At 67.8% G+C, this 26,617-nt stretch carries 22 protein-coding genes and 1 riboswitch; of the genes, 13 read left to right on the top strand and 9 right to left on the bottom strand.

Annotated features, from left to right (window positions below):
• Window positions 1–70: 70 nt before the first annotated feature.
• Together HCH03_RS08495 and HCH03_RS08490 are read right to left on the bottom strand one after the other, a co-directional pair.
• A complete protein-coding gene (locus HCH03_RS08495) occupies window positions 71–1,345 on the bottom strand; it encodes an ABC transporter permease (protein ID WP_221689155.1) in 1,275 nt (424 codons plus the stop codon).
• Window positions 1,338–2,117, bottom strand: a complete 780-nt coding sequence (locus tag HCH03_RS08490) for an ABC transporter ATP-binding protein (protein WP_368042438.1) — start codon at window positions 2,115–2,117, stop codon at window positions 1,338–1,340. Before HCH03_RS08490 ends, HCH03_RS08495 begins: the two co-directional genes overlap by 8 nt.
• A gap of 1,049 nt (window positions 2,118–3,166) precedes the next feature.
• On the opposite strand from HCH03_RS08490, the gene mfd reads away from it, so the two are divergent.
• The 5 genes from mfd (at window position 3,167) to HCH03_RS08465 (ending at window position 9,753) form a co-directional block, all read left to right on the top strand.
• On the top strand, window positions 3,167–6,844 hold the full coding sequence (gene mfd, locus HCH03_RS08485) for a transcription-repair coupling factor (RefSeq protein ID WP_221689154.1): 3,678 nt from the start codon (window positions 3,167–3,169) through the stop codon (window positions 6,842–6,844).
• Window positions 6,841–7,899, top strand: a complete 1,059-nt coding sequence (locus tag HCH03_RS08480) for a DMT family transporter (RefSeq protein WP_221689153.1) — start codon at window positions 6,841–6,843, stop codon at window positions 7,897–7,899. The genes mfd and HCH03_RS08480 overlap by 4 nt, the downstream gene beginning before the upstream one ends.
• The gene (locus HCH03_RS08475) at window positions 7,896–8,342 is read left to right on the top strand and encodes a VOC family protein (RefSeq protein ID WP_221689152.1); all 447 of its coding nucleotides are present in this window, start codon (window positions 7,896–7,898) and stop codon (window positions 8,340–8,342) included. The genes HCH03_RS08480 and HCH03_RS08475 overlap by 4 nt, the downstream gene beginning before the upstream one ends.
• A 48-nt stretch (window positions 8,343–8,390) precedes the next feature.
• Window positions 8,391–8,867, top strand: coding sequence for a GNAT family N-acetyltransferase (locus HCH03_RS08470; protein ID WP_221689151.1), 477 nt, complete (start codon window positions 8,391–8,393; stop codon window positions 8,865–8,867).
• A 334-nt stretch (window positions 8,868–9,201) separates the two neighbouring features.
• Window positions 9,202–9,753 carry a cysteine hydrolase family protein gene (locus HCH03_RS08465; protein ID WP_221689150.1) on the top strand — a complete coding sequence of 184 codons (552 nt, stop codon included), beginning with the start codon at window positions 9,202–9,204 and terminating at the stop codon, window positions 9,751–9,753.
• 41 nt (window positions 9,754–9,794) lie between these two features.
• Here HCH03_RS08465 and HCH03_RS08460 read toward each other — a convergent pair whose 3' ends face one another.
• On the bottom strand, window positions 9,795–10,325 hold the full coding sequence (locus tag HCH03_RS08460) for an NUDIX hydrolase (RefSeq protein WP_221689149.1): 531 nt from the start codon (window positions 10,323–10,325) through the stop codon (window positions 9,795–9,797).
• A gap of 140 nt (window positions 10,326–10,465) precedes the next feature.
• On the opposite strand from HCH03_RS08460, the gene HCH03_RS08455 reads away from it, so the two are divergent.
• The 4 genes from HCH03_RS08455 (at window position 10,466) to HCH03_RS08440 (ending at window position 15,611) form a co-directional block, all read left to right on the top strand.
• On the top strand, window positions 10,466–11,584 hold the full coding sequence (locus tag HCH03_RS08455) for a dipeptidase (RefSeq protein WP_221689148.1): 1,119 nt from the start codon (window positions 10,466–10,468) through the stop codon (window positions 11,582–11,584).
• A 592-nt stretch (window positions 11,585–12,176) separates the two neighbouring features.
• Window positions 12,177–12,632, top strand: a complete 456-nt coding sequence (locus HCH03_RS08450; protein ID WP_221689147.1) for a MarR family winged helix-turn-helix transcriptional regulator — start codon at window positions 12,177–12,179, stop codon at window positions 12,630–12,632.
• 5 nt (window positions 12,633–12,637) lie between these two features.
• Window positions 12,638–13,969: an MATE family efflux transporter gene (locus HCH03_RS08445; protein ID WP_368042437.1), complete on the top strand. Its 1,332-nt coding sequence runs from the start codon at window positions 12,638–12,640 to the stop codon at window positions 13,967–13,969.
• Between the two features lie 139 nt (window positions 13,970–14,108).
• Entirely contained in the window at window positions 14,109–15,611 is a 1,503-nt protein-coding gene (locus HCH03_RS08440; protein WP_221689145.1) for a helix-turn-helix domain-containing protein, read from the top strand.
• A 20-nt stretch (window positions 15,612–15,631) separates the two neighbouring features.
• On the opposite strand, the gene HCH03_RS08435 is transcribed toward HCH03_RS08440, so the two are convergent.
• The 6 genes from HCH03_RS08435 to HCH03_RS08410 all read right to left on the bottom strand — a co-directional run bounded on the left by HCH03_RS08435 (window position 15,632) and on the right by HCH03_RS08410 (window position 22,687).
• The gene (locus tag HCH03_RS08435) at window positions 15,632–16,033 is read right to left on the bottom strand and encodes a PaaI family thioesterase (RefSeq protein ID WP_221689144.1); all 402 of its coding nucleotides are present in this window, start codon (window positions 16,031–16,033) and stop codon (window positions 15,632–15,634) included.
• Window positions 16,034–16,144: 111 nt separating this feature from the next.
• Window positions 16,145–17,320 carry a hypothetical protein gene (locus HCH03_RS08430; protein WP_221689143.1) on the bottom strand — a complete coding sequence of 392 codons (1,176 nt, stop codon included), beginning with the start codon at window positions 17,318–17,320 and terminating at the stop codon, window positions 16,145–16,147.
• Window positions 17,321–17,481: 161 nt separating this feature from the next.
• A complete protein-coding gene (locus HCH03_RS08425; RefSeq protein WP_368042436.1) occupies window positions 17,482–18,777 on the bottom strand; it encodes a 4Fe-4S dicluster domain-containing protein in 1,296 nt (431 codons plus the stop codon).
• Window positions 18,770–20,353 (bottom strand): glutamate--tRNA ligase, encoded by a 1,584-nt coding sequence (gltX, locus tag HCH03_RS08420; RefSeq protein ID WP_221689142.1) that lies wholly within the window; start codon window positions 20,351–20,353, stop codon window positions 18,770–18,772. Before gltX ends, HCH03_RS08425 begins: the two co-directional genes overlap by 8 nt.
• Before the next feature lie 121 nt (window positions 20,354–20,474).
• Entirely contained in the window at window positions 20,475–21,230 is a 756-nt protein-coding gene (locus tag HCH03_RS08415; RefSeq protein WP_221689141.1) for a lipoprotein intramolecular transacylase Lit, read from the bottom strand.
• 86 nt (window positions 21,231–21,316) lie between these two features.
• A complete protein-coding gene (locus tag HCH03_RS08410) occupies window positions 21,317–22,687 on the bottom strand; it encodes a carboxylate--amine ligase (protein WP_221689140.1) in 1,371 nt (456 codons plus the stop codon).
• Window positions 22,688–23,087: 400 nt separating this feature from the next.
• Window positions 23,088–23,180: riboswitch (SAM riboswitch) on the top strand.
• A gap of 8 nt (window positions 23,181–23,188) precedes the next feature.
• On the opposite strand from HCH03_RS08410, the gene metK reads away from it, so the two are divergent.
• The 4 genes from metK to HCH03_RS08390 all read left to right on the top strand — a co-directional run bounded on the left by metK (window position 23,189) and on the right by HCH03_RS08390 (window position 26,566).
• Complete coding sequence (gene metK, locus HCH03_RS08405; RefSeq protein ID WP_221689139.1) at window positions 23,189–24,454, top strand: methionine adenosyltransferase; 1,266 nt, start codon at window positions 23,189–23,191, stop codon at window positions 24,452–24,454.
• A gap of 577 nt (window positions 24,455–25,031) precedes the next feature.
• Complete coding sequence (dinD, locus tag HCH03_RS08400; protein WP_221689138.1) at window positions 25,032–25,928, top strand: DNA damage-inducible protein D; 897 nt, start codon at window positions 25,032–25,034, stop codon at window positions 25,926–25,928.
• 48 nt (window positions 25,929–25,976) lie between these two features.
• A complete protein-coding gene (locus tag HCH03_RS16805) occupies window positions 25,977–26,234 on the top strand; it encodes a type II toxin-antitoxin system HicA family toxin (protein ID WP_221689137.1) in 258 nt (85 codons plus the stop codon).
• Window positions 26,235–26,236: 2 nt separating this feature from the next.
• Window positions 26,237–26,566 (top strand): type II toxin-antitoxin system HicB family antitoxin, encoded by a 330-nt coding sequence (locus HCH03_RS08390; protein ID WP_221689136.1) that lies wholly within the window; start codon window positions 26,237–26,239, stop codon window positions 26,564–26,566.
• Window positions 26,567–26,617: the final 51 nt, after the last annotated feature.

Genomic DNA, 26,617 nt, shown 5'->3' with positions numbered 1-26,617 from the left:
GCCCATGCAAAGGAGAGGCCGCGGTTTATCCAAACCGCGGCCTCTTTCGCCGAAACGGAAAGAACGCGCCTCACCCCCGCATGGGCTTCGCGTGCTTCTTGCGGAAGCCGAGGGCGGCCAGCACGAAGAACAGCACGATGAAGCCCCACACCATGGCCAGGTCGAAGCCCACGTCTGCCAGCCCCGCGCCGCGCAGCATGACGGCGCGCAGGGCGTCCACGCCGTAGGTGACGGGGAAGCACTGGCCGAGCGCCTGCAGCCAGCCGGGGGCGCCCGACAGGTCGAACAGGCCCGAGAGCAGGATCTGCGGCACCACGAACAGCAGCATGAGCTGGATCACCTGGAACGCCGTGGAGGCCAGACCCGACACCAGCAGGCCCAGCGTCACCGAGGCGATGGCCATGGACACGGCGGCGAACACCACGAGCGCCAGGTTCCCCTCGTTGGGAAAGCCGATGAATCCGAGCGCCACCACGAGGATGACGGCCGTCTGCACGAGCGAGAGCGCGCCGAAGCCGATGGCGTAGCCGCCCAGTATCTCCGCCGGCTTGATGGGCGTGGCCAAAAAACGCGTCATGGTGCCGGCGCTGCGCTCGTTCACCAGCGACATGCCGCTCGTGATGAACGTGAACGCGAACAGGAAGATGGCGATGAACACCGGGCCGTAGAAGTCGAACATCTTCCAGTCCTCGTTGCCGTGGAGGTACTCCACCTCCACGTCCTGCACGGGCAGGTAGGATGCCGGGTCGATGGAGAGGTCGTCGACGGACAGGGCGCCGTCGGACGAGGCGTCCAGGGCGTCCTGCAGCGACGAGGGGAGGCTCGCCTTCGTAGCGTCGGGCAGCGCGAGCATGATCTGCTCGATGGACGCCTTCATCTCCTCCTGGGCGGCCTTCGCGTCCTCTTGCGCCTGCTCGATCTCGGCCTTCTTGTCGGCTATGTCGGCCTCCATGCGCTCGGAGGCGTCCTTTTGCAGGTCGTTCAGCGCGGCGGACACCACGGCCACGGCCGCCTGCGTCTTGGTGGAGTCGCTGCCCTCGGCCCATACCTCCAGCGTGGAATCGTCGGCCATGCGCAGCACGGCGGCCACCTCGTTGTTGCGCAGCAGATCCTCCGCCTCCTGCTCGGACACGTCGCTCACGCGCGCGTCCTGCTGCTCGAGGGCGATTTGGAAGTCGGCCGGCAGGTTCACCGTGGCCAGGCGCGGCCCGTAGGCGTCGGCGCCCAGCAGCACGGAGAGCAGCCACAGCACCACGATGGGCGCCACGAACAGAAGCGCCAGCGTGCGCTTGTCGTGCGCGAACTGGGACAGGATGCGCCTCGATACCGCGAGCGTCCTACGCATGGCGCGCCTCCTTTCCCTCCGCGTCGTCCTCCAGGGCGAGGAAGGCGTCCTCGAGGTTGTCCGTTTTCGTGCGCTCCATGATGGCGGCGGGGGAGCCGGTGGCGATGACGCGGCCGCCGTGCAGCATGGCGATGGAGTCGCAGCGGGCGGCCTCGTCCATGACGTGCGTGGTGACGAGCAGGGTGGCGCCGCCTGCGGCCAGCTGGTCGAACCTCTCCCAGATGCGGCGGCGGTGGTCGGGGTCCAGGCCCACGGTGGGCTCGTCCAGCACCAGCAGGTCGGGCTCGTGCAGCATGGCCACGGCCAGCGACAGACGCCGCTTCATGCCGCCGGAGAACGCGCCCACCAGCTTGCGGCGGTCCTGCTCCAAGCGCGAGAAGACGAGCATCTCGTCGATGCGCCGCTTGAGCGCGCCGCCCGCCAGGCCGTTCATGGTGCCGAAGAAGCGCAGGTTCTCCTCGGCGGTGACGTCGTCGTAGAGCGCCTCGTCCTGCGGCATGAAGCCGATGCGCGGGCGCGCCGCAGGGTAGGGCGCGAGCTCGCCCATGACGCGCACCTCGCCGGACACGGGCACGGTCACGCCCATGACCAGGTTCACCATGGTGGTCTTGCCGCAGCCCGACGGCCCCAGAAGGCACAGGATGCTCCCGCGCGGCACCGCGAGGTCCACGTGGTCGAGCACGACGCGCCGCTCGTCGGCGAGGGGCGTCTTGCGGCCGAAGCTCTGCACAACGTCCTTGAATTCGATCATCGGCGCGGCTGGTGCGTCCACGGCGGGCCTCCTTGTTCGCGGGTGCGCTTGCAGGGCGAGCATAAACCAAACAGCGTGTCGGAAGAAATAGACGGATATGCCAAAGATGTATAGTTTCTTGCCGGAGGAGGTTTGTTATAGGAGGAGGTTTGCCGCCGGCGAGCTTGGCACGGTGCCTGAGGCGATGCGTATCGAGCGCGCGTTCCGGCATCTGGCGCTGCGGCCATCAAGCGCAGCCCGGGTGCGCAATCAACGGGAAGGCGCGCCCGACGCTCGGGGCGCAGCCTGGCAGCGCCCTCCGCCGTTAAACCAGCATCGACATGCACCAGGCCAGGTTGCCATCCTGAGCATGCAACAGTCCAGTGGACTGTTGCACTCCCGAGCACGCGGAGCGGGTGCAGGGAGGCATCGCGAAGCGATGAGCGGCGCGAGCCGCCGGAGCCGAAGGATCCCGCGCGGCGGCAGCTGATGGCGTCCCTGTCGGCGACGCCTCTGGCCTTGCGGCCCGCGCGGGATACTTCGTCCCCGTTTCGCGAGGCCTCCCTGCGCCCGTTTTGCGTGCTCAGGATGACAACGCGCTGGCTTGCGTAATGCCAACGGCGGTTTAACAGCGGATCGGGACCGGATTGCACGAAAATCACCAATGCCCCCCTCTGAAAACTCGTACGCGCGCTTCGCGGTGCTGCTTCTGCATTCAAGTACGCGCGCTTCGCGATGCTGTTTCTGCATTCAAGCACGTGCGTTTTCCCAGCTGACGAGGAGGTGTGCCATTCAAGTCGGAGGGATGGGGCGGTCTCGAAGGGGGACATCGGTGATTTTCGTGCAGAACTCCTTGGTGAGATGATCATCGGCTCCTGAAACCCGCCGGCGGGATGCGACCGCGGCCGCATCCCGCCGGCGCGCCTGTGGTTTCTCCTCCACGGGGCGTCATCGCATGTCGTGCGAGGCGCGCTCGGGTGGTAGAATCGACGGCGCCGTTCGCGTCCGTGCGCGAACGGGGAGCAGAAACCCTGCATGAAGCCGCATTTCGCGGCTTTTCGTGCTGTTCGCGTACGGAAGAGGACACCGCCATGCTCATAGACTCGCTCACCTTCACGCTGGAGAAATCGGGCTGCCTCGACGCATTCTGGGGCAAGCTGGACGCGGGCGAGGACGGCACGCTGGGCGTGGCGTCCTCGGCGCGGCCCTTCCTGGTGGCGGCGCGGTTCGCGCGCAAGCCGCAGACGACGCTTGCGGTGGTGGCGGGCGAGGACGCGGCCGTGGCGTTCGCGCGGCAGGTGGCGGCGTATCTGGGCGACGAGCGCGTCATGCGCTTCCCCGAGCGCACCGACTACCCCTTCGCCCCCAAGCCGAGCGACCCGGCGCAGGTGGCGCGCCGCATGGAGGCCGTGCACGCGCTGGCGTCGGGGCGCGAATGCGTGGTGGTGGCCAGCGCACGGGCGCTCGTGCGCATGCTGCCGCCAGCGGGGTCGAACGTGCACCTGCCGCTCACGTTCGAGGCCGGCCGCGAGCTCGCCGACATGGAGGGGGCCAAGGCGGCGGGCGTGGCCGAGTTCGGCGACGTGGCGCGCGCCCTCGAGGAGCGAGGCTACCTCAACACCGGCGAGCTGGACGGCCCCGGCACGTTCGCCGTGCGCGGCGGCACCATCGACGTGTTCCCCGGCAACCTGGTGTATCCCGTGCGCCTGGACTTTTTCGGAGACGAGCTGGACGAGATCCGCCGCATCGTGCCCACCACGGGGCAGACCATCGCCGCGCTGCCCAGCGCCGACGTGTACCCCGTCGTGGAGTTCGCGGCCACGAAGAGCGCCCTCGCCCGCGCGCGCCAGAAGCTCGAGCGTCCCGCCGCCACGAACGCCGCCCTGCGCGACGTGCTGGAGAAGCTGGACGGCGGCCTGCGCTTCGACGGCGCGGACGTGCTCTTGCCCTACCTGTACAACACCACGTCGACGCTCGGCGACTACGTGCGCCCCGGCGCGCTCACCGCGCTCGTGGAGCCGCGCTCGCTGTTCGACGACATGGCGCACGCCCACGACGACATCGCGGGGCGGGCGAAGGGAACGGGCCTCGCGCTGCAAGGCTTGTACGCCGAGCCCGGCGACGTGAGCTTCGGCGACGGCCAGCGCGCCACCTACGTGTCCATCATGCGCGTGGGCGGGCACATCGACGACGAGCTGCCCGTGAAGCGCGTGGAGGTGGCGGGGCACCCCGACAAGCTGTACGGACGCTTGCGCTCGCTCGTGGACGGCGACTACACGGTGGTGTTCAGCGTGCCGAACTTCCGCGCCCGCCAGGACATGAAGCTGGCGTTCGTGGACCAGGGGCTGCCGATCCAAGAATCTTTGGATGTGGGGGAGGAATGTCATCCTGAGTGGAGCTCGAAGGCCGCCTCCCCTTGTCATCCTGAGCGGAGGCCGCAGGCCGGAGTCGAAGGATCCCGTGCGGCGTCAACTGACGGCGTCCCTGTCGGCGACGCCTCTGGCCTTGCGGCCCGCGCGGGATCCTTCGACTCCGGCGGCTTAGCCGCCTCCGCTCAGGATGACAGAGGGTGTGGCACTCAGGATGACAAGCCCTTCGCCAAGCGCCGCCTGCGCCGCGGCGTGGTGAACGTGGTGGACGTGGACATCCCGCTCGGCATGATCATCCCGAAGGCGAAGCTGGCGCTGGTGAGCGTGTCGGACACGCAGGGCGCCTCCACGGCTCGTCCGAGCCGCCACATCGACATCACCGAGATCACGTTCCCCTACAAGCCGGGCGACTACGTGGTGCACGCGGCCCACGGCGTGGCGCACTTCAAGGAGCTCGTGCGACGCGACGTGGACGGCACGGCGCGCGACTACCTGCTGCTGGAGTACGCTGAGGGCGACAAGCTGTACGTGCCGGTGGAGCAGCTCGACCGCGTGACGCGCTACGTGGGGCCGGAGGGCGCTTCCCCGCGCCTCACGCGCCTGAACACGGCCGACTGGTCGCGCGCCATGAAGAAGGCACGTGCGGCCACGAAGAAGCTCGCGTTCGACCTCGTGGACGTGTACACGCGCCGCGCCACGGTGCAGGGCTACCGCTTCGGGCCCGACACGGCGGCCCAGCGCGAGATGGAGGAGGCGTTCCCCTACCAGGAGACGCCCGACCAGCTCTCCGCCATCGCCGACGTGAAGGCCGACATGCAGTCCGCCAAGCCCATGGACCGGCTCGTGTGCGGCGACGTGGGCTTCGGCAAGACCGAGGTGGCCATCCGCGCCGCGTTCAAGGCCACGCAGGACTCCAAGCAGGTCATGGTGCTGTGCCCCACCACCATCCTCGCGCAGCAGCACTACACCAACTTCAAGGAGCGCTGCGAGCCCTTCGGCGTGCGCGTGGAGGTGCTCTCGCGTTTCCGCACGCCCGCGCAGCAGGCCGAGGCGCTCAAAGGCTTCCAAGAAGGCGACGTGGACATCCTCGTGGGCACGCACCGGCTGCTGTCGCGCGACGTGAACCCGCACGATCTGGGGCTCGTCATCATCGACGAGGAGCAGCGTTTCGGCGTGGGCCACAAGGAGCAGCTGAAGAACCTGCGCGAGTCCATTGACGTGCTCACGCTGTCGGCCACGCCCATCCCGCGCACCATGCAGATGTCGCTGTCGGGCGTGCGCGACATGAGCCTCATCCTCACGCCGCCCGACGAGCGCCGCCCCGTGGAGGTGCACGTGGGCGAGTGGGACCCCGACCTGGTGAGCGCCGCCATCCGGCGCGAGCTCGCGCGCGGCGGGCAGGTGTACTACGTGTCCAACCGCGTGCGCACCATGGAGGAGGCCGTGGGCCGCGTGGCGGCGGCCGCCGGCGAGGCGCGCGTGGGCGTGGCGCACGGCCAGATGTCGAAGGAGGAGCTCGAGCGCGTGATGGAGGACTTCTCCGCCGGCGAGCTGGACGTGCTGGTGGCAACCACCATCATCGAGAGCGGCATCGACAACCCGCACACGAACACGCTCATCATCGAGGACTCCCAGCGCTACGGCCTGGCGCAGATGTACCAGCTGAAGGGCCGCGTGGGCCGCTCGTCCACGCAGGCCTACGCCTACTTCATGTTCCCCGAACACGTGAGCCTGACCGAGGAGGCGCAGGCGCGCCTCACCGCGCTCGACGAGCACACCGATCTGGGCAGCGGCATGCGCATCGCCATGCGCGACCTGGAGATTCGCGGCGCGGGCAGCCTCATGGGCGCCGAGCAGTCGGGCAACATGTCGGCCGTGGGTTTCGACCTGTTCGCGCAGATGCTCTCCCAGGCGGTCAGCGCCACGCGCGAGGGCGACCTCAAGGCCATGGACCAGCTGCCTCCCGCGCTCTCGGACATCACGGTGAACGTGCCGGGCCACACCTACCTGCCCGAGGATTACGTGCCCGACGCCGACGAGCGCGTGCTGTGGTACCGCAAGATCGCGTCGGCCGCGACGGAACAGGCTGTGGAGGACGTGGCGGCCGATCTGGCGGGCAAGCGCCCCGACATGCCGCAGGCCGCGAAGAACCTGCTGGAGCGGGCGCGTATCAAGGCGTTCGCGAACGAGCACCACATCAAGACGGTGTCGGTGACGGGCGGGCGTTTGGTGGTGGAGCCCATCGACGTGCCGCGTGACAAGATGACGGGCCTGCGCCGCTCGGGCGGCCGCTACCTGGCCGACAAGCGCAAGCTGCAGCTGCCGCTGCGCCACTTCAAGCTGGACGAGGGCGACAACCTGCTCGCGCCCGTGTTCGCGTTCCTGAAGGAGCTGGCATGAGCGTGCGTTCGGTTCAAGGCGACGGGTCGCCCGGCGCGGGCGTGCGCGCCGGCGCGCGCTTCTTCAAGCAGCGGTTCTGGCGGGGGATCGTGTGCGCGCTCGTGGGCGCGGGGCTGTGGGGGTTCTCGGGGGCGTGCGCGCAGTTCCTACTGTCGAATTACGACATCACGCCGCCGTTCGTCACGGCCGTGCGCATGCTGGGCGCGGGCCTGCTGTTCCTCGTCGTGCTCGCGGTGCGGCAGCGCGAGCGGCTCGCCGCCATGCTGCGCGATAGGCGCACGGCGGGGCGGCTCGCGGTGTTCGGCGCGGTGGGCCTGTACCTGTGCCAGATCACCTACGCCATCGTCATCGACTACACGAACGCGGGCACGGCCACGGTGCTGCAATGCACGGGCATCGCGTTCGTCATGCTGTTCACCTGCGTCATCGGGCGCACGCTGCCGCGGGCGAAGGAGTTCGTCGGACTGGTGGCGGCCATGTTCGCCACGTGGCTCATCGCCACGCAGGGCGACCCGTCGGCGCTGTCGTTGCCGCTGCCGGGGCTGGTGTGGGGCATTGCGAACGGGCTGTCGGTGGCGTTTTACATCATGTACCCCAAGAGGCTCTTCGCCGAGTGGGGCAGCTTCGCGGTCACGGGCGTCGGCATGTTCGTGGGCGGCGTGGCGGCCGCGCTAGTGTGGCTGGCGGGCGGGCTCGTGGGCGGCCAGTCGCTCGCGCTGCCGACGCTCGACGCGGCGGGGTTCCTCGTGTTCGGCCTCATCATCGTCGTGGGCACGTTCGCGGCGTTCGCGCTGTACCTGCACGGCGTGTCCATCGTGGGCTCGGTGAAGGGGAGCCTCTTGGGAGCCATCGAGCCGGTGAGCGCCACGCTGTTCTCCGCGCTGTGGCTGGGCACGGCGTTCTCGGGCGCCGACTGGGCGGGCTTCGTGCTCATGATAGCCATGATATTCCTGGTCACCGGCGAGAAGCCGCCCAAGGAGGAGAGCGGTGCCGCCGCGGTGGACGGCGCTGCGGCTTCGACGAAGATACAAGACGGACGAGGAGGGGCGGCATGATCAAGTACGTGCACACGAACGTCATCGCACGCGACCCGCAGCGGCTGGTCGCCTTTTACAAGAAGGCGCTCGGCTGCAAGAGCATCGGGGAGGAGCGCGACCTGCGCGGAGAGTGGCTCGACCACATGACGGGCATTCCCGGAGCGCATCTCGTGGGCGAGCACCTGCTGCTCCCCGGTTACGGCGCCGACCATCCCACGTTCGAGGTTTTCTCTTACGACGAGATGGAGGCGGCCGGCGACCCGCGGGCGAACCGCTGCGGCTTCGGACACCTGGCGTTCGAAGTGGACGATGTGGAGCAGACGCTCGCGCTCATGAAGAGCGAGGGCGGCGGGCAGCTGGGAGAGGTCGTGCGTGCGGAGTACGAGGACGGCCGGCGCGCCGTGTTCGTGTACGCGACCGACTGCGAAGGCAACGTCGTCGAGCTGCAGAGCTGGCAGTAGGGGCGCGACGGCGGCGACGAGGGACGTTCGAGGGAAGGCGGTTTGGATATGGAAACGACGTTCAGGTACGCGGAGCGCGGCGACGAAGCGCTCATCTTGGGGTTCATCAAGGGGCTCGCGGAGTACGAGCACCTGTCCGACGAGGTCACGGCGACCGAGGAGCTGTTGGAAGAGTGGATCTTCGACAAGGGCAAGGCGGAGGTGCTGTTCGTCCTGGCCGATGGGGTCGCGGCGGGGTTCGCCCTGTTCTTCCACAACTTCTCGACGTTTTTGGGCAAGGCGGGCATCTACTTGGAGGACCTGTTCGTGAAGCCGGAGTTCCGCAGCCGCGGCTTGGGCAAGGCGCTGCTGAAGGAACTGGCCCGCATTGCGAACGAGCGCGGTTGCGGCAGGTTGGAGTGGTCGTGCCTCGATTGGAACCAGCCGAGCATCGACTTCTACCTGGCCATGGGCGCCGAGCCCATGGACGGCTGGACCGTGTACCGCGTGGCCGGCGAGGGTCTGCGCCAGCTGTCCCAGCGGTAGAGGGATCCGCGCGCGACGCTTCGGCCCAAGGTGGACTCCTGGCTGTCGCGCCTGCTTCCTTACGCGCGGAGGGGCTTCTGCGCGATCTCGGTCGCAGCTTTCGGTTTCCTCCGGCGTTTTCGGTGATCGCGGCATCTTAAGGAGCCTGGCTTGCGGGCGGAAAACGTCGCCACGTTCGCGCCGGTTCTGCGACGCAGCTTTTTGCCCGCGGCCGTCCGCGCGCTGACGGAGGGGACTTGCGGGTATACTGAGCTGTCGCGAAAGCTCGCGGCCGCCGGGTTCGACGCCTGCGTCGGCGCCGGTTGCCACCCGATCGTAAGAGGAAGGTGCGAACATGGGTTTCGACGCGCTGATCGTCATCGACATGCAGACCGCGCTGGTCGGTCGTCATCCCTGCAACGAGGGGGAAGTGGTCGACTCCATCGGCAAGCTTGTCCACGCCTGCCGGGCGGCCGGCGTGCCCGTGCTGTACGTGCGCCACGACGGCGGGGCCGGCGACGAGCTGGAGGCGGGAACGCCCGGTTGGGAGATCTGCGCCGAACTGGCTCCCCTCGAGGGCGAGCGCGTGTTCGAAAAGCGCTTCAACAGCGCGTTTCGCCAAACGCAGCTGCACGACTACCTGCAGCGCATCGGGGCGCGTTCCCTCGTCATGTGCGGCATGCAGACGGAGTTCTGCTTCGACGTGTCGGTGAAGGTGGCCTTCGAGCTAGGCTACGAGGTTACGGTGCCGAAGGGATCCGTGACGACGTTCGACTCCGACTTCGCCGAAGGCGGCGCGCTGACGGCCTACTTCGAGGACCGCATCTGGAACGGCCGTTACGCGCGGGTGCTTCTCCTCGACGAGGTGCTGGCGGAATTGGAGCGCGGGCCGCGCGCGGACGGCTAGGGCGGGCTCAAAGGCGGGGCGCGCGTTCGGCGCCGGCCTCTTCACGTCCGCGCGGGAAACAGCTCGTCGGGTCGAAGCCCTTGCAGCGCGCGCAGAACGTGCAGGTCGCGGTCGACCCAGAAGCGGTACCCGCTTTCGAGCACGCGCTCGTTGCGGCGTACCGCCTGGTCGATGGACACGGTCGCCACATCGATCCCGTGAGCCGCCTCGCGAGCGTCCAGGTGCTGGCCTGCCGCCTTGCGGGCCTCGCACACGAAGAAGCTGTTCATCTGGTGCAGGTTGACCGCTCCGAACCTCTCGTGCTGCCGCACGACCTCGACTGTGCACAGCCTTTCGATCGATTCCTCGGCTATGAGGAAGCCGGTTTCCTCCAGAACCTCGCGCACGAGCGTCTCGACGTCGCTTTCGCCGGGGTTCTTGCGCCCGCCGGGAAAGCCGAACTCGCCGTACTGGGGCGTGGTGATCATCGTGAGCGTTCCGTCGGCGTTGACGATCACGGCGCGCGACGCGTCTTGGTAGCGGTCGGCGAACCCCTGGTCCGCCGCGCCGATGACGATGTCCGGTACGGGCATGCGGGTCAAAGCCTTCTCCTATCCTAGCTTTCCGGTGCGTCCTCTTTGCCGCTTCGAAGATACGAGTTTACCACGCGCGCCTGCCGAGGCCGAGCGTTTGGATATACTGGGGAATGCCGGATTCGAGAAAGGACGCTGCCATGGGGCTGTTCGTGACGTTGGAGGACGCGGCTGCCGAGGAGACGGCCCGCCTACGGGACGCGGGCGCGCTCGCGCAGGATACGGGCGTTGCGGCGAGCGGCGGGTCGCCTACGCGCTTGCGGGTGTTCGACCTGCACTGCGACACGCTCGACCGGCTGGCGTTCCACGGGGACGCGTCGGTGCCCGGCGGGTTCGCGGAGCACGACGCGAACCCGCCGGCCGGCCGCTTGGACACGCTTGCGGACAACGACGCGCATATCTCGCTCGCGCGCACGGCGGCGTACGATTGGTGCCAGTGCTTCGCGGCGTTCGTTCCCGACGAAGTGCGCGGCGATGCGGCTTGGGGGCTGTTCGAGCGCGTGCGCGCGGTATGGGAGCGCGAGCTCGAGCAGTGTGTCGACCGCCTCGCGTCGGTGCGGCGCATGGCCGACGTCGATGCGGCTCATGCCGCGGGCAGGACGTCGGGGCTGCTCACGGTGGAGGGCGCGTCGTTCCTCGAAGACGACGGTGCGGCCGAAGCCCGCCTCGACGCGCTCGCCGAGGCGGGCGTGCGCATGGTCACGCTCACGTGGAACGGCCCGAACGCGCTCGGCAGCGGCAACGACACGGAGGAGGGCCTGACGGCGTTCGGCCGCGCTTGCGTGCGCGAGCTGGAGCGCCGCGGCATCGTGGTGGACGTGTCGCATCTCAACGTCGCGGGTTTCAAGGACGCGTGCGACGCCGCCGCGCGGCCGTTCGCAGCCTCCCACTCCAACGCGCGCGCCGTGTGCGAGCACCCGCGCAATTTGGCCGACTGGCAGCTGCGCGAGCTGGCCGATCGGGGCGGCATCGTCGGCCTGAACTTCTGCCGGGACTTCTTGAGCGACGCGCACGCCGATCCCACGCCCGACGACGTGCTGCGGCACGTGGACCACGTGCTGGAGACGGCGGACGAGGACGTGCTCGCGCTCGGCAGCGACTACGACGGCTGCGATGTGCCCAGCTGGCTCGATCCCTGCGACCAGGTGGGAGGCCTGCACGCGCTGCTCGCGCGCCAGTTCGGGCGCACGGTCGCCGACAAGGCGTTCTTCGACAACGCGGCCGCGTTCTTCGCCCGCGCGGAGGCCCGTCAGGCATAAGGCATTGCGACGGCCCCGAGCTCGTCTTCGCCGACTCGGTTCCGCCGCGCGCCGAACACGCCGTTTCGCGCCGAGCGGAAGACGTGTGCGTGCTGGTCGGTCGGTCTCGGCTCGATATGATGGCGTTCACATGCCGCCTCTCACGGCTTCGATTTGGTGTTCGATGCAGGCGGATGGCCCCGCGTGCTCCTTCATGCAGCGAGAGAAGGCTTGAAGTCACGAAATTCACCGCTGTGAAGCTTGCGCGCGCCGATTCGGTAAAGCAGGCTGATTTGCCGATCGCATAATCCCAGGTCGTGAAAGTCCTTCGAAGAGACAGGCCGATTTCGACGTGCGGATTGCGATCTTGGGAACCGGATAACGCTTCACACCGGTGATTTCCGTGCTTTTCGCCGGCTGCGTGGCGCATCGAAAGCGCTTGCCGCGGGTCGCGCGCCTCGGAAGGGGCGGTCACCGCCATGGACGTATCCGCAGCAATGCAAATGCGTTCGTGGATGCTTCATGGACGCGCTTGACGTGTGTCCGGTTTCGGACTTAAATACCACAGGTACGAAATCGGACTTAAGAATCGAGCAACGGAGGACGCGCCGCCATGGACGCACGTATCGTTCGCGCCAACCGCGAGTACGGCAGCCTGTATAGGAGCAGCAACGAGCTGTACCACCATATCGCCATGAAGATGGGCCTGTCCGACAGCGCCTTCGACATCCTGTACGCCTTGGACGGCTTGGGCGACGGCTGCCTGCAGAAAGACGTGTGCGCGGCCTCGGGCATGACGAAGCAGACGGTGAACACGTCGGTGCACAAGCTGGAGCGCGTGGGTGCCGTGGAACTGCGCGTCGAGCGCGGGCGCGGCACTCACCTCCACCTCACCGAAACGGGTCGCAAGCTGGTGGAGGCGTGCATCCGCCCGGTGGTGGATGCCGAGGAGGCCGCGTTCGCCGCGCTGTCGCCCGAGGAATGCGAGGAGCTCTTGCGGCTCACCCGCGCCTATCTGGAGCACCTGCGCGCGAAGGCGGAAGCGCTTCCGTATCCGGAAGGGTGGTGATCGACGTGGCCATCAAGCTTTCGGACCACTTCTCCTACGGAAGGCTCGTGCGCTTCGCGCTGCCCTCCATCGCCATGATGATATTCACGTCCATCTACAGCGTGGTGGACGGCCTGTTCGTGTCGAACTTCGCGGGCAAGGAGGCGCTCGCGGCCGTGAACCTGGTGTTCCCGCTGGCCATGGGCCTGGGCTCGGTGGGCTTCATGCTGGGCACGGGCGGCGCGGCCCTCGTGGCCAAGACGATGGGCGAGGGCGACGCCGTGCGGGCGAACCGCCTGTTCAGCTTCATCTCGCTCGCGGCCGTGGCGGCGGGCGTGCTTCTGGCCGTGGTGGGCGTGGCCGTGCTGGAGCCGCTGCTCGCCGTGCTGGGCGCGCAGGGCTCGCTCATGGATCAGGGCCTTCTGTACGGGCGCATCCTCGTGGTGGCCCTGCCGCTGTTCATCGTGCAGAACGTGTTCCTGAGCTTCTTCATCGCGGCCGAGAAGCCGCAGATGGGCCTCGTGGTGACGGTGGCGGCGGGCGTGACGAACATCGTGCTGGACTACCTGTTCATCGCGGTGATGGGCTGGGGCATCGCCGGTGCCGCAGTGGCCACCGCGGCGGGTCAGGCGCTCGCGGCCGTGGCGGCCGCCGCGTTCTTCGCGCGCAGCAAGACGAGCCGCCTGCGCTTCACGCGCCCCCTCGCGGACTTCCGCGCGCTGGGGGCCGCCTGCGTGAACGGCTCCTCCGAGCTCATGACCGAGGTGGCGGCTTCGGTGGTGAGCATGCTGTACAACTACCAGCTCATGATGCTGGCCGGTGCGGACGGCGTGGCGGCGTATGGCGTGATCATGTACGTGAACTTCATCTTCACGGCCGTGTTCTTCGGCTTCTCCATGGGAACGGGGCCGGTGGTGAGCTTCCATTACGGCGCGAAGAACCAGCCCGAGCTCAAAGGCCTGTTCAAGAAGAGCATGCTGTTGGTGGGCGGCACGGGCGCGGCCATGCTCGCGGCCTCCCAGCTGCTTGCCGGGCCGCTCGTGGGCGTGTTCGTGGGCTACGACCCCGAGCTCGCCGCCATGACGCTGCACGGGTTCCGCATCTACGCGGTGTCGTTTCTGGTGTGCGGGTTCAACATCTACGGCTCGGCGTTCTTCACCGCGCTCAACAACGGCAAGGTGTCGGCGCTCATCTCGTTCATGCGCACGCTCGTGTTCGAGACGTCCACCGTCATGCTGCTGCCCTTGGCCTGGGGCATCGACGGCGTGTGGAGCGCCATCATCGTGGCGGAGGTCTGCGCCCTCGCGCTGACGACGGCTTTCCTGGTGGGCCTGCGGAAGCCGTACGGCTACGCGTAGGGGGGCGGCCTGCGCGCGGGAAAGGCGATGTTCTTATCGGATGCGCCAGCTGCGGCGGGCTCGCTTTGCCTATAATGGCTGTCGTGCGTTGCCGGGGCACCCGGCGGACGCGGCGGCAAGGAGCGAAAGGGGCGGCGCGATGGCGAGGGCGTTCGGCGGGTTTCCGCTGCGATGTTGCATCGCGTTGGCGGCGCTCGTGCTGGGCGCGCTTGCGCTCAACCTGTTCGTGGTCCCCTCGACGGGATCGTACCCCTCGTACGCGGGCTTCGCCGCCGCGCTGGCCGCCGTGGCGGCGTATGCCGTCCTGTTCGCGCTCGCGAGGAGGAGCCCCGCCGTCTTGGACCGCCCTTTGGCGTCGTGGATCGGCCTGGGCTCGTTCGCCGCAGGCTCCTGCCTGGTCGGCTTGGGGTATGCGGCCGAGTCGACGCCGGCCTCGCTCGCGGGGTGGCTGCTGGCGTCGCTGGGCACGGCGTGGGCCGTCGTCCTCGCAGGTTCGGCGCTCGCGCGCCTCGAGCCCTCCAAGGGCTTAACGCCGGTGTTGGCGGCGTTCGCCGCCGTCTACATCGCGTCCTCCGTCTTGGTTCCGTTGCTGGGATCCGTCCGCCCGGCCCGCTTGGCGCTGCTCGCGCTCTACGTCGTCGCGTACCTCGTGGCGCTCGCGTGCGTATGGAAGCCCGGCCGCGCGGCGTTCTCGTTCTTCGCGCGGCAGCGCGCAGCCGATGACGAGCGCGGCGACGATCGCCCGCGCGTTTCCCGGCCGCGCGCCTCGGTGCTGATCGCGGTCATGTTCGCCATGGGGCTGGTGTGCGGCTACACCGCCTTCGTCGTGTACGGCTCGCGCGAGAGCGCCGGGGTGAGCTACGTGGCGGTGGCCGCCGCGATGTTGGGCGTGATCGCGGCGTCGCGGTTCGCGAAAAGCCGCACGGACGTCGTGTTCCACTTCGGCTTGCTGCTCGTGCTGGCCGGCCTTCTGGTGGTGCCGTTCGTGGCCCAGACGGCCAGCGGCGAGCGGGTGGCCCTCGTGCACGTGTCGAACACGCTTCTGGCGGCGGGCTCGGAGTGCTTCGCCATGCTGGTGTGGATCGTGCTGGCCTCGTGCGGCGCGCGACGGCCTTCGCAGGCCCTCTCGCTTTTGCTGGGAGGACGGCTCTCTGTGGCGGGCGGCATGCTGGGCGGGCTGGTGGTGGGCGCGTGCGCGAGCTCGCTTTCCGCGGTGAACCCACTCGTGCCCGACGTGGTGGCCGTGGGGTTCGCGTTCGCCCTCGTGGCCTACGCTCTCGTGGGGTTGCGGCGCTTCAGCTTCGAGGACGCCGTGGCCGGTGCGGGCGACGTGCCGGCCACGGCTGCGGCGGCCGCAATCGAGGCGGCGGCCGCGCCGGAGGCGCCGGAGGGCCGGGAGGGGCCGACCGCGGCCATCGAGCGCAACTGCGACGCGCTGGCGTGCAAGGGCGGGCTCACCGGCCGCGAGACCGAGATACTGAAGATGCTCGCCCGCGGCCGCAGCGCGCCTTTCATAGCCCAGGAGCTCGTCATCTCGCCGAACACGGTGAAGACGCACGTGAAGCACATCTACGCGAAGTTGGACGCGCATTCCCAACAGGAGATCATCAACCTGGTGGACGGGGGGCGCGCCGCCGAGTAGGGCGCGAGCGCCCCGAGCGCCTAACGGTAGCAGGTGGCCGTCATCTTCGCGATGCCGCGGCCCAGGTCGTCCACGACGGTGACGGTGTAGAAACCCAGATGGCGGCCCGGCTTGTCGCACACGGCCGTGGCGGTGAGCTTCGTGCCCTTCGTGGTGCGGAAGAAGCTGATGTTCGAGTCGACCGACACCGTGGGCTCCTCGCCGATGTTGCAGCATATGGCCAGCGCGAAGTCGGCCAGCGTGAAGATGGCCCCGCCCATGACGTTCTCCATGGCGTTGCGGTGGACGTCGGCGAGCTCCATCTCGCACACGGCGCGCCCGCGCTCGCCCGACACGATGCGGCAGCCGGCCGCCTGGGTGGCGAACCGGTCGTTGGCGAACACGGCTTCGATCTGCTCGAGGGTGGGGTTGTCGGGGAGCATGTCCGTTCCTTTCCGGAGTGCGGCGCCTGCGGCCGGGCGCGGGCGCGAGGTGGTTTCACGAGGCGAGCGCCCCCGACGGACGGCGGCGCTCGAGAGTCGGTTGGGCTCGCGCTACGAGGCGCTCTCCTCCGCTGCGGGAGCGGCCGTCGTGCCGTACAGCTCCAGATAGTCGCCGTCCTTCACCGTGACGGTTTGCGATCCGCCGTGCGCCACGTACTTCGTGTCGGTGATGGAGTCGTCGTCGAAGTCGAGGTCCTTCATGACGAATGCCGCGCAATCCTGCGCCGCTGCGTCGGCTGCGGCGGCGTTGACCGTCACGGCGTACGTGCCGGCGGGGATGTCCGTGCCCACGCGGTACAAGCCGCTGGCGTACGGGGGGCCGGCCGGCTTGAAGTCGGCTTGGGACAGCGGGTAGAAGCGCAGGTCGTCGGCTGCGTCGAACGCGACGACATCGCCTTCTTCCAAATCGGCGAAGTAGTTGCCGAAGTACACGACCGCCTCGCCGAGGCTGTACGAGCCGTCGCCTTCGCCGTCGAACACGTAGAAGTTCGCTTCCTGGTCTTGGCTGCCTTCGAAGTAATAGCGGCCCGGTTCGATGTCCTTGCCGACTTCGAACACGCCCGGCGTGCAGCGTCCGTCCTCGACCTTGCCCGGGTCGCCATCGAACGCCTCCTCGATGTCGGAGAGCGTGAACAGGCCGATCGTTCCGCTGTCGGAGGAATCGCCGTAGTCGTAGCCGTACGGGTAGTCGTACCGGTTGCCGTATCCGTACCGGTCGTTCGCGACGTCGGATATGACGGTGCAGGCGGTGCAGCTCACGCAACCGCCGATGCCCAGCAAAAGGATGAGGAGCAGGCATCCGGAAAGAACCCAGGGCCACGCCTTCTTCTTTTCCGGTTGCTGGGGGGTCGCGGGGTACGGCTGCGCCGGGTAGGGCGGAACGGGCGGTTGCGGTCCTGCGCCGTAGGGCGGATACGGCGGCTGTTGGCCCGTCGGGGCTTGGCCCGTTTGCGCGTAGGGGTTTTGCTGCTGGTAGGGTTGCGGGGGCTGCTGGGCCGGGTAGACCGGCTGCCCGTAGGGCGGCTGCGCGGGCTGGGGCGGACAGGCTTGCCCGTAGGGCGGCTGATGAGGCGGGTAGGGCGCGCCGTAGGGCGCAGGGGGCTCGGAGCCGGGCAGCGGAGGCTGCTCGTAAGGGGAGGGCGGGGGTGGCGGCACGGCGGGTTCGGACGATCCGTCGGGCTGGGGCGCGGGCGCGTCGCCGGGGTTCTGATGCTCGGAATCGGTCATGGAAGGCTCCTTGCCTGTAGCGGTCGACCCCATCTTACCACAGCCGCTCGCCGCCGCTTTTCGACCGCACAGAGACTACAGGCGCGCATGCGCGGCGGGCGTTCTTCGCCGAAGAGCGCGACTTGCCGGCGCTGGCCGGCTCGTAGCGCGGCGGCCTCGCGCTACGCCTCCGCTTCGCCGCCCCCTGTTCCCAGCAGCGCTTCCGCCGTGACTTCCACCAGGTCGACGGCACCTTCCGGGCACGCGTTCGCGCACAGGCCGCAGCCGATGCAGTAGCGCGCGTCGTAGGCGAGCGTCCCGTCGGCCGGGTCGGGGCGGCGCGCGCCCGTGGGACAGACCGCAGCGCAGGCCAGCGCGTTCGTGCAGCGTTCGCAGTCGGTTTCGGACACCACGAGCGGCACGCGCTCGGCGATGCCCGGATCGCGGTCGAGCGCCTCCAGCAGCATCTGCCGCTTCGGCCACATGGTCTTCTTCGTGCGTCCCTCGGGCACGAAGTCGTTGAACTCGGTGCCGTTGCCCAGGTTCAGGCGCGCCAGCGCCCGGGAGCGCTCGCGCCGCTCGTAGAACTCCTGCAGCACCTCGGAGTTGCGCAGGCGGCGCTTGCCGGAGGCGATGTCGCCCACGTCGCCCACCAGGTTCGCGAACGCGCTGCGCCGATCGACGCCTACCGGGTTCGCCAAGTCCTTGACCAGGTTCTCCTTCTCGGGAATGACGTCGGTGAAGCCCACGGGGCGCCCGCTCCACGCCTCGGCGGTCTCCACGGCGTGGGAGTACAGAAGCTCGCCCATGTCGCCGGCGCGCTCGCAGTCGGCGCAATAGGTCAGGTCGGCTGCGATCTCCACGTCGATGTTCTCGGCCAGCACGAGCGTCCAGAACTCGGGCGACAGGCATGCCAGGCACGGCAGCACCACGACGTTCGCCGCCGGCTCCAAGCCGGGGAACACGTTCTCCTTGCAGGTGAGCACCACGGTCTCGCCGCGCAGGGCGATGCGGCGGATGCGGGCGTGCAAGTCGGCCATCGTGACGCGCGTCGACGAGAACGCGTCGCATACGCCCAGGCAGATATCGCAGCGCGAGCAGGCGTCGGGGTCGATGACCGGGACGCCGTCATCGGAGAACGAGATGGCCCCATGGGGGCAGGCCAGCGCGCACCGCTCGCAGTCGGCGCCGTGCGCGCGCATGCAGAAGTCTCGCAGCACCACGATGCGCTGCGGGCGCTCCGGGGCGTCCGCAGCCGCGTCGGCGGCAGCGGACGAGGGCGCCCCGGACGCGTCGGCGGCAATCGCGGCGGCGCCCGCGGTCACCGCGTCGGAAGGCGAAGCGCCCTCGTTGTCATCCTGAGCGGAGCGAAGCGGAGTCGAAGGATCTTCGGCCGCCGCCGGCGCGGCGTCGGGCGAGCAGCAGCCCGCCCCTGCGGGGTCGCCGGGAGCCCTGGTGTCTTCGGCCTTGTCAGCCACCGAACACCTCGCTCGTCACCTGGTCGATGCGCGCGAGCACGTCCTCGCGGGGCAGCAGCTCGATGCTCTCGAACAGCGGCGGCGACACCATGTTGCCGCACACGGCCACGCGCAAGGGCTGGAACAGCAGCTTCGGCTTGATCTCCAGGCGCTCGCCCTCGGCGCGGCACGCCTCCTGCAAAGCCTCCGCCTCCCAGGCCACGCCCTCGTCGGCCAACACGCCGCGGCAGGCGGCCAGCGCCTCGTCGGCGCGCGCGCCCTCCTTCTTCAGCACCTTGTTCACGCTCTTCTCGTCCAGCTGCACGTTCTTGCCCCAGAACATGAAGGCCAGCTTGTCCGCGATCTCGTCCAGGCGCGTCAGGCGCTCGGACACGAGCGGGTACAGGTCGCAGTACCACACCGCGCGCTCCTGCACGTCGGCCAACGCGGACTCGATGGCCGCGCCGTCGAAAGCGGCCTCGCGCGCCTCGGGGTCGATGGGCGTGCCGGCGGCCACGGCGCTGCCCAGGATGTTCGCCTGCGCGAGCCACAGAAGCGACGAGCGAACCCATGCGTTCGGCCCCATGTCCTTGATGTACTGCCCGTTCATCCAGTCGAGCTTCGTCTCGTCGAACACGGCGTCCTTCTTCGTCACGCGCTCGAGGCTGAAGTTCTCGCACAGCGTCTCGCGGTCGATGATGGTGGTCTCGCCGTCGAGCGACCAGCCCAGAAGCGCCAGGAAGTTCACCATGGCGTCGGGCAGGTAGCCGCGCTCGCAGAACTCCTCCACCGAGGCTGCGCCGTGGCGTTTCGACAGCTTCTTGCCGTCCGGGCCCAGGATCATGGACAGGTGCGCGAAGGTGGGCACGTCGAAGCCGAGCGCCTCGTAGATGAGGATCTGGCGCGGCGTGTTGGACAGGTGGTCGTCGCCGCGGATGACGTGCGTGACGCCCATGTTCGCGTCGTCGCACACCACGGCGAAGTTGTAAGTGGGCGATCCGTCGGTGCGCACGACGATCATGTCGTCCATCACCTCGGCCGGGAAGCTCACGTGGCCGTACACGGCGTCGTCGAACTCGATGGCGCCGCGGTTCTCGGGCACGCGCAGGCGCCACACGTGCGGCTCGCCGGCCTCGATGCGCGCGGCGGCCTCGGCCGGGTCGAGGTCGCGGCACGTGCGGTCGTAGCCCGCGTAGCCGCCCTCTTCCGCCTCGGCCTTGGCGCGCTTGGCGTCCAGCTCGTCCTTCGTGCAGAAGCAGGGGTACACGCTGCCGCGCTCCTTCATGAGCTCGAGCGCCTGGGCGTAGGTGTCCGTGCGCTGCGTCTGGAAGTAGGGGCCGGCAGCTCCCCCCACCTCGGGGCCCTCGTCCCAGTCCAGCCCCAGCCACTTCATGGCGTTGAGGATGACAGCCACGTTCTCCTCGGTGGAGCGCTCGGGGTCGGTGTCCTCGATGCGCAGGATGAAGTCGCCGCCCATCGCGCGGGCGAACGCCCAGTTGTAGATGGCCGTGCGGGCCCCGCCCACATGCAGGCGCCCGGTGGGCGAGGGGGCGAAGCGGACGCGTACTTTCTTCTTCACATCATTCTCTTCAGTCATAGCTGCGATGATCCTCCAGGTTGAATATCGACAACGACGTTCGCGCAAGCGGTCTGGGCGGGAACATTCCGCGCGCAGATTCCGCACGAGCCAAACAGCCCAGAGGGCTGTTTGCGCGAGCTCAAGACCGTTTGGGCACGGAATGTTCCCGCCCAGACCGCCTCAGAAACCCGCCAACAATGAATGCCAGTATAGACAACACGCCCGTCACCGCAAGCCACACGGCGCCCATTCCCATCCAAAATGCGGGCGGGTACATGGTGATGAGCAGCGAGTCGTACGAGAACGTCCACGAGCCGTCCGCGAAGAACAAAGAGTGGAAGGCGGCGAAGAAGCCGTTGAAGTCCACGACCACCCAGGCGGCCAGCAGCGCGAACACGACGATGACCGCGGCTCCCGCCAGCGCGAGCACCCCGCCCAGCGCACGGCGCCCGCAACGGGCGCCCAGGAACACGCAGCCCGCCAGCGCCACAAGCGCGATGACCCCCAGCGCGACGAACGAGGTGGACACCACGCCGTACACGTCGTCCAAGTGGGAGAGCGCCTCGGCGTCGAGCGTGTACACGTCGGGCGCCGTCTCGAGCGCCGCCTCGTCCGCGTCCGCGAAAGCCGTGTCCGCGTCGCGGTTGACGGCGGCCACCACGTCCATGACGGCCGCGCGGTCGTGCGAGCCCACGGTGTAGTCGCGCGTGGCCACGGCGGCGCGCACGAGCTGCGCGTGCGAGAACGGCGTGGCCGTGTCCTCGGTGCCCGAGAAGGCCTCGGCCAGCACCTGCGTCGTCTGCGGCAGGCAGCACGCGGCCAGGCCCGCCGCCACAAGCGTCACCGCCAGCGCGGCCGCAGCCACTGCGGCCGCGACGCGATCCATGAGTTTCATCTGTTCCCCCATCGTGAAAGTCCCGGAAGGCGATGCGGTCGCCTTCCGGGCGCGTGCCCCGTGCCGTGCCGTGCGTCACGCGTTCGTCAGTCCCTATCCACCCAGATGGTCGCGGCGGTCATGCCCTGCATGTCCTTGGAGATGGTGGGCAAGGGCCCCAGGCGGCTGAACACGCCCATGATCTCGCCGTCGTACAGGTAAAGGCCGTTCAGGTTGTTGTACAGCTTGGGCTCGCGCGGCACCTCGCCGTCCGGCAGCTGGTCGATGCCCGCGTCGGGCGGCAGCGTCTCGGTTTTGAAGGGGCGGATGTAGCGCTGCACGATGAACGGGTAGCCGGCGCGCCCGTTCGCGAAGCGGTCGATGAGGCGCTCCCATTCCTCCTGCGTCACCGCCTCGCCGGCGTACACCTCGTCGGCGCCGTAGTGGTCGGTGGGCTTGATGATCCACTCGCAGCGGTTCTCGCGGATCTGCGGCAGGTTCACGTGCTCGTCGTCCAAGAAGGCGGTTAGGGGCACGGTCTCTTCGATGAACGATATCTCGTCCGCATCCAAAAACGCGGTCGTGCGCTCGTCGAACAGCACGTTGAACAGCTGCTTGTCGTGCACGATATGCCCGGCGAAGCTGCCGATGAGCGCCACCTTCTCGGCGCGCACGGCGTCGATGAGCTGCTGGGACTCGTCCCAGTGGTCGATGACGTCGTTGGTCACGCAGCGCCTCCAAATCGCGTCGACGCGGCCGCCCTCCGCGTCGCGCAGGACCTCGCCGTCGAAGCGCAGGTCGCGCACGTCGGCCACGACGCAGTCGGCGCCGGCGCGCTTGAACAGGTCGGCGTAGATGCGGAACTCGTCCACCACGCCGTTTTCCAGGTAGTCGCAGATGGCGATGCGCGGGTTCTCCACCCGGCGCTCGTACGTGGCGTAGATGTCCATGAACGTGCGCACCCACGACTCGAACAGCTCGCAGCCCTGCACGCGGTGGCGGCTTGCGAACTCCTTGAACGTGGCCGTGTTCTCGATGGAGTGGGTGATCTCGCGGTTCTCGTTCATGCCCGACGACCCGTCGCCGTTGAACTCGCAGAACTTCATGCGGTAGTCGTCCTCGTCCAAGAACGTGTCCACGCGCGCGAAGGGCAGCAGCGAGTCGTAGCCGCGCGGCAGCAGGATGAGCTCCTCGAGGCGCGGGTCGAAGTCGAACGCGCGGCGGTAGGAGGGGTCTTCCAGATAGCGCGCGATGACCTTGACGAGGATGCGGTGCGCGGTTTCGGCCGTCTCCTTCATGGTGCGGTAGGTTTCGGCGTTGAACAGGCGCGGGACGAACGAGCAGGCCACCACCTTGTGATGCACGATGGCGGTGGAGTCCTGCATGTAGTCGTAGGCGGCGCGGCGGCCTTCGACGTCCCCTCCGAGGGACTCCATGATGTCGAAGTACTCGCGCGTGTAGTCGGCGTTGGTTGGCATGGCGATCCTTTCGGGACGCCCCGCTTTTCGGCGCTCTGCGCAGGTCGAAGCGGGGATGCTTTTCGACCAGAAAGTGTACCACGCCCGCCGCGCGCCCGCCGTCGAGGTTGCCGTATCGCCACACGAACGGCGACGGCGGGCAACCTTGCTCCCGCGCTGCGGTGCCGAGCGGGAGGAGTGTCGCCCGAAAGCCGCGTTTTTTCCCGGAAAACCGCGGCTTTCGGGCGACACTCCTCATCGGGAGGGGCCCTGCCGTGGCTCTCCGTCGCCGTTTCCGCGTGCGCGCGGCGCCGTTCCCGTAGGTTGCGCGCGCATGGCAATCTCCCTATTGCGCGCGCCGTGCTTTCAAGGTACCATCGGCAAGGTTACGCGGGGATTCCGGACGTTTGCGCGGTTCTCTGCTTTATCAAGAGTCGGGGGAGAGAGTTGGCTCTGTGATCCCGACACCAACCTGGCGGATACGCCAAGGTGGTCCGGCCTACAACGATGAAGGAGGAGCTCATGGCCGAAGATCGTTCTACCTACCTGTTCACATCCGAGTCCGTCACCGAAGGTCACCCCGACAAGGTGTGCGACCAGATATCCGACGCGGTGCTCGACGCCATCCTGGCCAAGGAGATCGAGCTCGCCGCGGCGGGCTACGTGGCGCCCAACGGCTGCCCGGCCGATCCCGCCCAGGTGCGCTGCGCCTGCGAGACGGTGGCCACCACGGGCATGGTCATGGTCACGGGCGAGATACGCACGCAGGCCTACGTCGACGTGCCCGGCATCGTGCGCGAGGTGCTCGCGGACATCGGCTACAACCGCGCCAAGTTCGGCTTCGACTGCGACACGTGCGGCGTGCTGAACGCCATCCACGAGCAGAGCCCGGACATCGCGCAGGGCGTCGACGAGAGCTGGGAGGCCCAGCACGGCCTGGCCGGCGACGACCCCTACGAGCGCATCGGCGCGGGCGACCAGGGCATGATGTTCGGCTACGCCTGCGACGAGACGCCCACGCTCATGCCCCTGCCCATCTACCTGGCGCACCGCATGGCCGAGCGCCTGGCCGCCGTGCGCAAGGACGGCACGCTGCCGTATTTGCGCCCCGACGGCAAGACGCAGGTGTCCGTGCGCTACGTGGACGGCCGCCCGACTTGCGTGGAGAAGGTGGTCGTGTCCACGCAGCACGCCGAGAGCGCGGGGCACGACGAGCTGCACGCCGACATCGTGGAGCAGGTGGTGAAGCCCGTGCTGGAGGCCGAGGGCGTGGCGCTATCCGACGACGCCGAGATCCACGTGAACCCCACCGGGCGCTTCGTCATCGGCGGGCCCATGGGCGACGCGGGCCTCACCGGTCGCAAGATCATCGTGGACTCCTACGGCGGCATGGGCCGCCACGGCGGCGGCGCGTTCTCCGGCAAGGACTGCACGAAGGTGGACCGCTCGGGCGCCTACGCCGCGCGCTGGGTGGCGAAGAACGTGGTGGCCGCCGGCCTGGCCGAGCGCTGCGAGATCCAGCTGGCCTACGCCATCGGCATGGCGCGCCCCGTGTCGGTGATGATCGACACGTTCGGCACGGCCAAGGTCGACGAGGCCGTCATCGAGCGCGCGGTGGGCGAGGTGTTCGACCTGCGCCCCGGCGCCATCATCGACCAGCTCGACCTGCGCCGCCCCATCTACCGCAAGACGGCCGCCTACGGCCACTTCGGCCGCGAGCTGCCCGAGTTCACCTGGGAGCGCACCGACAAGGCCGACGAGCTGCGCCGCGCGTGCGGGCTGGCGTAGGGGAATAGAAGAGGAACGAACCGAGCCGCCCGCTGCGATCATGCAGCGGGCGGTTTTTTTGTCGTCCTTCCGGCTGGGGGAGGTTCGCTCTGCTCGTCGTGGGTAGAGCGCCGAAGCGCCCCTATTGTCATCTTAGCCAGAGTAGCAAGGCGTTTTCTGTTGTCGTTCTGAGCGGAGCGCTGGAGGTGCGGAGTCGAAGGATCTTCGGCAACGGCAAGCCTCCTACCGCCGAAGATCCTTCGACTCCGGCCTCGCGGTCTCCGCTCGGGATGACAGGGGACGGCCTGCGGCCTTCGCCCGCAGGATGGCAATGCAGCGTATCGATTCGAATATTTTCTATTATATATGGAACATACGTTCGTTTTATGGTATAGTGAGTTCTAACGAAAAGAGCCAGTGCGGATGCGTTCCGTCTGCCGCCCGCTAGGCGGCGTCTCGGGATGCCCATAGATGGCGGCGGTCTCCGCGTTGCCCATACCATGTCCGCAAGATCCTCTGAGAAAACGGAGCATGCCCCGCACGTCGCGATCGCGCGACCGTGGTCGCGTGCGCGCAAGGGGCGGATGGGAGGACTCGCATGGAGCGGTTCGACATCGAGGAGCGCAAGATGACGCTGGACGATCTGGCCCACGTCGACGAGGGGAGCGGCGTGGAGTATTGGTACGCGCGCGATATCATGGGGTTTCTGGGGTATGCGCAATGGCGCAACTTCGAGGCCGCGGTGAAAAAGGCGATGATATCGGCAGAAAGCAGCAAAACTGCAGGTGAACATCATTTTGCTAGCGTCAGCAAAATGATCGACGCAGGCAAAGGGGCCAAGCGCGAAGTCAGGGATTACCAGCTCACGCGCTACGCCTGCTACCTCATCGCGCAGAACGGCGATCCACGGAAGGAGGAGATCGCCTTCGCCCAAAGCTACTTCGCCTTGCAGACGCGCAAGCAAGAGCTTATCGAAGAGCGCATGGCGGAACTGAACCGCCTCGCGCTTCGGGATCGTCTGAGCGAGACCGAAAAGGAATTCTCGCGTATTGCCTACGAGCGCGGCGTGGACGGCGCAGGGTTTGCCCGCATCCGTTCCAAAGGAGACGCTGCGCTGTTCGGCGGTCATTCGACAGCCGACATGAAGAAACGATTGGGGGTGAGGAAGTCGAAGCCGCTGGCCGACCACTTGCCGTCCGTCACCCTTGCGGCCAAGAAGCTTGCCACCGAGATAACGAGCCACAACGTGGTGAGGAAGGACCTGCAGGGCGAGCCGCCCATCGCCGACGAGCACGTGCAGAACAACCTCGGCGTGAGGAGCATCCTCGGCCAGCGCGGCATCAAGCCGGAGGAGCTGCCGCCCGAAGAGGATGTGAAGAAACTCGAGCGCCGCGTGGTGGGCGATACGCGCGAGCTCGAGCGCGGCGCGAAAGGCTTTACCGCATCGGAAGATCGGAGGGCGTCTTCGGCTAATGTTGATGGGCCGAGGGCTTGATGAGCGCTCATATTGCAACTATAATACAGTTGCAAAGCGAGGACCATCATGACGAGGGTTGAAAAGCTTGCTCGCCAATTGATGGCCTGTCCTCGAACGTTTCGGTTCGATGATGCCGTGCGTGTTATGGCGTGGTACGGGTTTGACCTTGACGAAAAAGGCAAAACATCGGGTTCTCGCGTGCGATTTTACCGGGAGGACGATGGCCGCATGATGTTAATGCATATACCCCATCCAGGAGACGAATTGCGAGCGGCAGTCGTGCGGGAATTGACATCGTTTCTCAGAGAAGCAGGAAGGGGATGAACGTGGGACGCGCTCTGACGTACAAAGGCTATACCGCACCAGTATCCTTCGAGGCTGAGGGCGGTTATCTGTACGGAACGGTTTTGGGCATTCGCGACAAAATTTACTTCGAAGGCGAAAACGCTCAAGAGATCGTGTCTTCGTTTCACGAGGCGGTCGACGACTATATCGCTTTTTGTGTCGAGAAGGGAAAGGATCCGGAAAAGCCGTTTAAGGGTACGTTCAATGTTCGTATCGGTGCGAACCTGCACGAACGCGCCGCCCTTAAAGCAGCGGAGAAAGACGAGTCCCTCAACCGATTCGTGGCGGAAGCGATAGCGGCGGCAGTGTAGCGTCGTCCTTCTTTTGGGGCGTTGTTGTTCGGTTTGGGTTCGGCGATTCCG

It is taken from the genome of Gordonibacter massiliensis (ex Traore et al. 2017), assembly GCF_019731765.1.
Classification (GTDB): Bacteria; Actinomycetota; Coriobacteriia; order Coriobacteriales; family Eggerthellaceae; genus Gordonibacter; species Gordonibacter massiliensis.
This window is presented reverse-complemented; position numbering and strand designations above follow the sequence as displayed.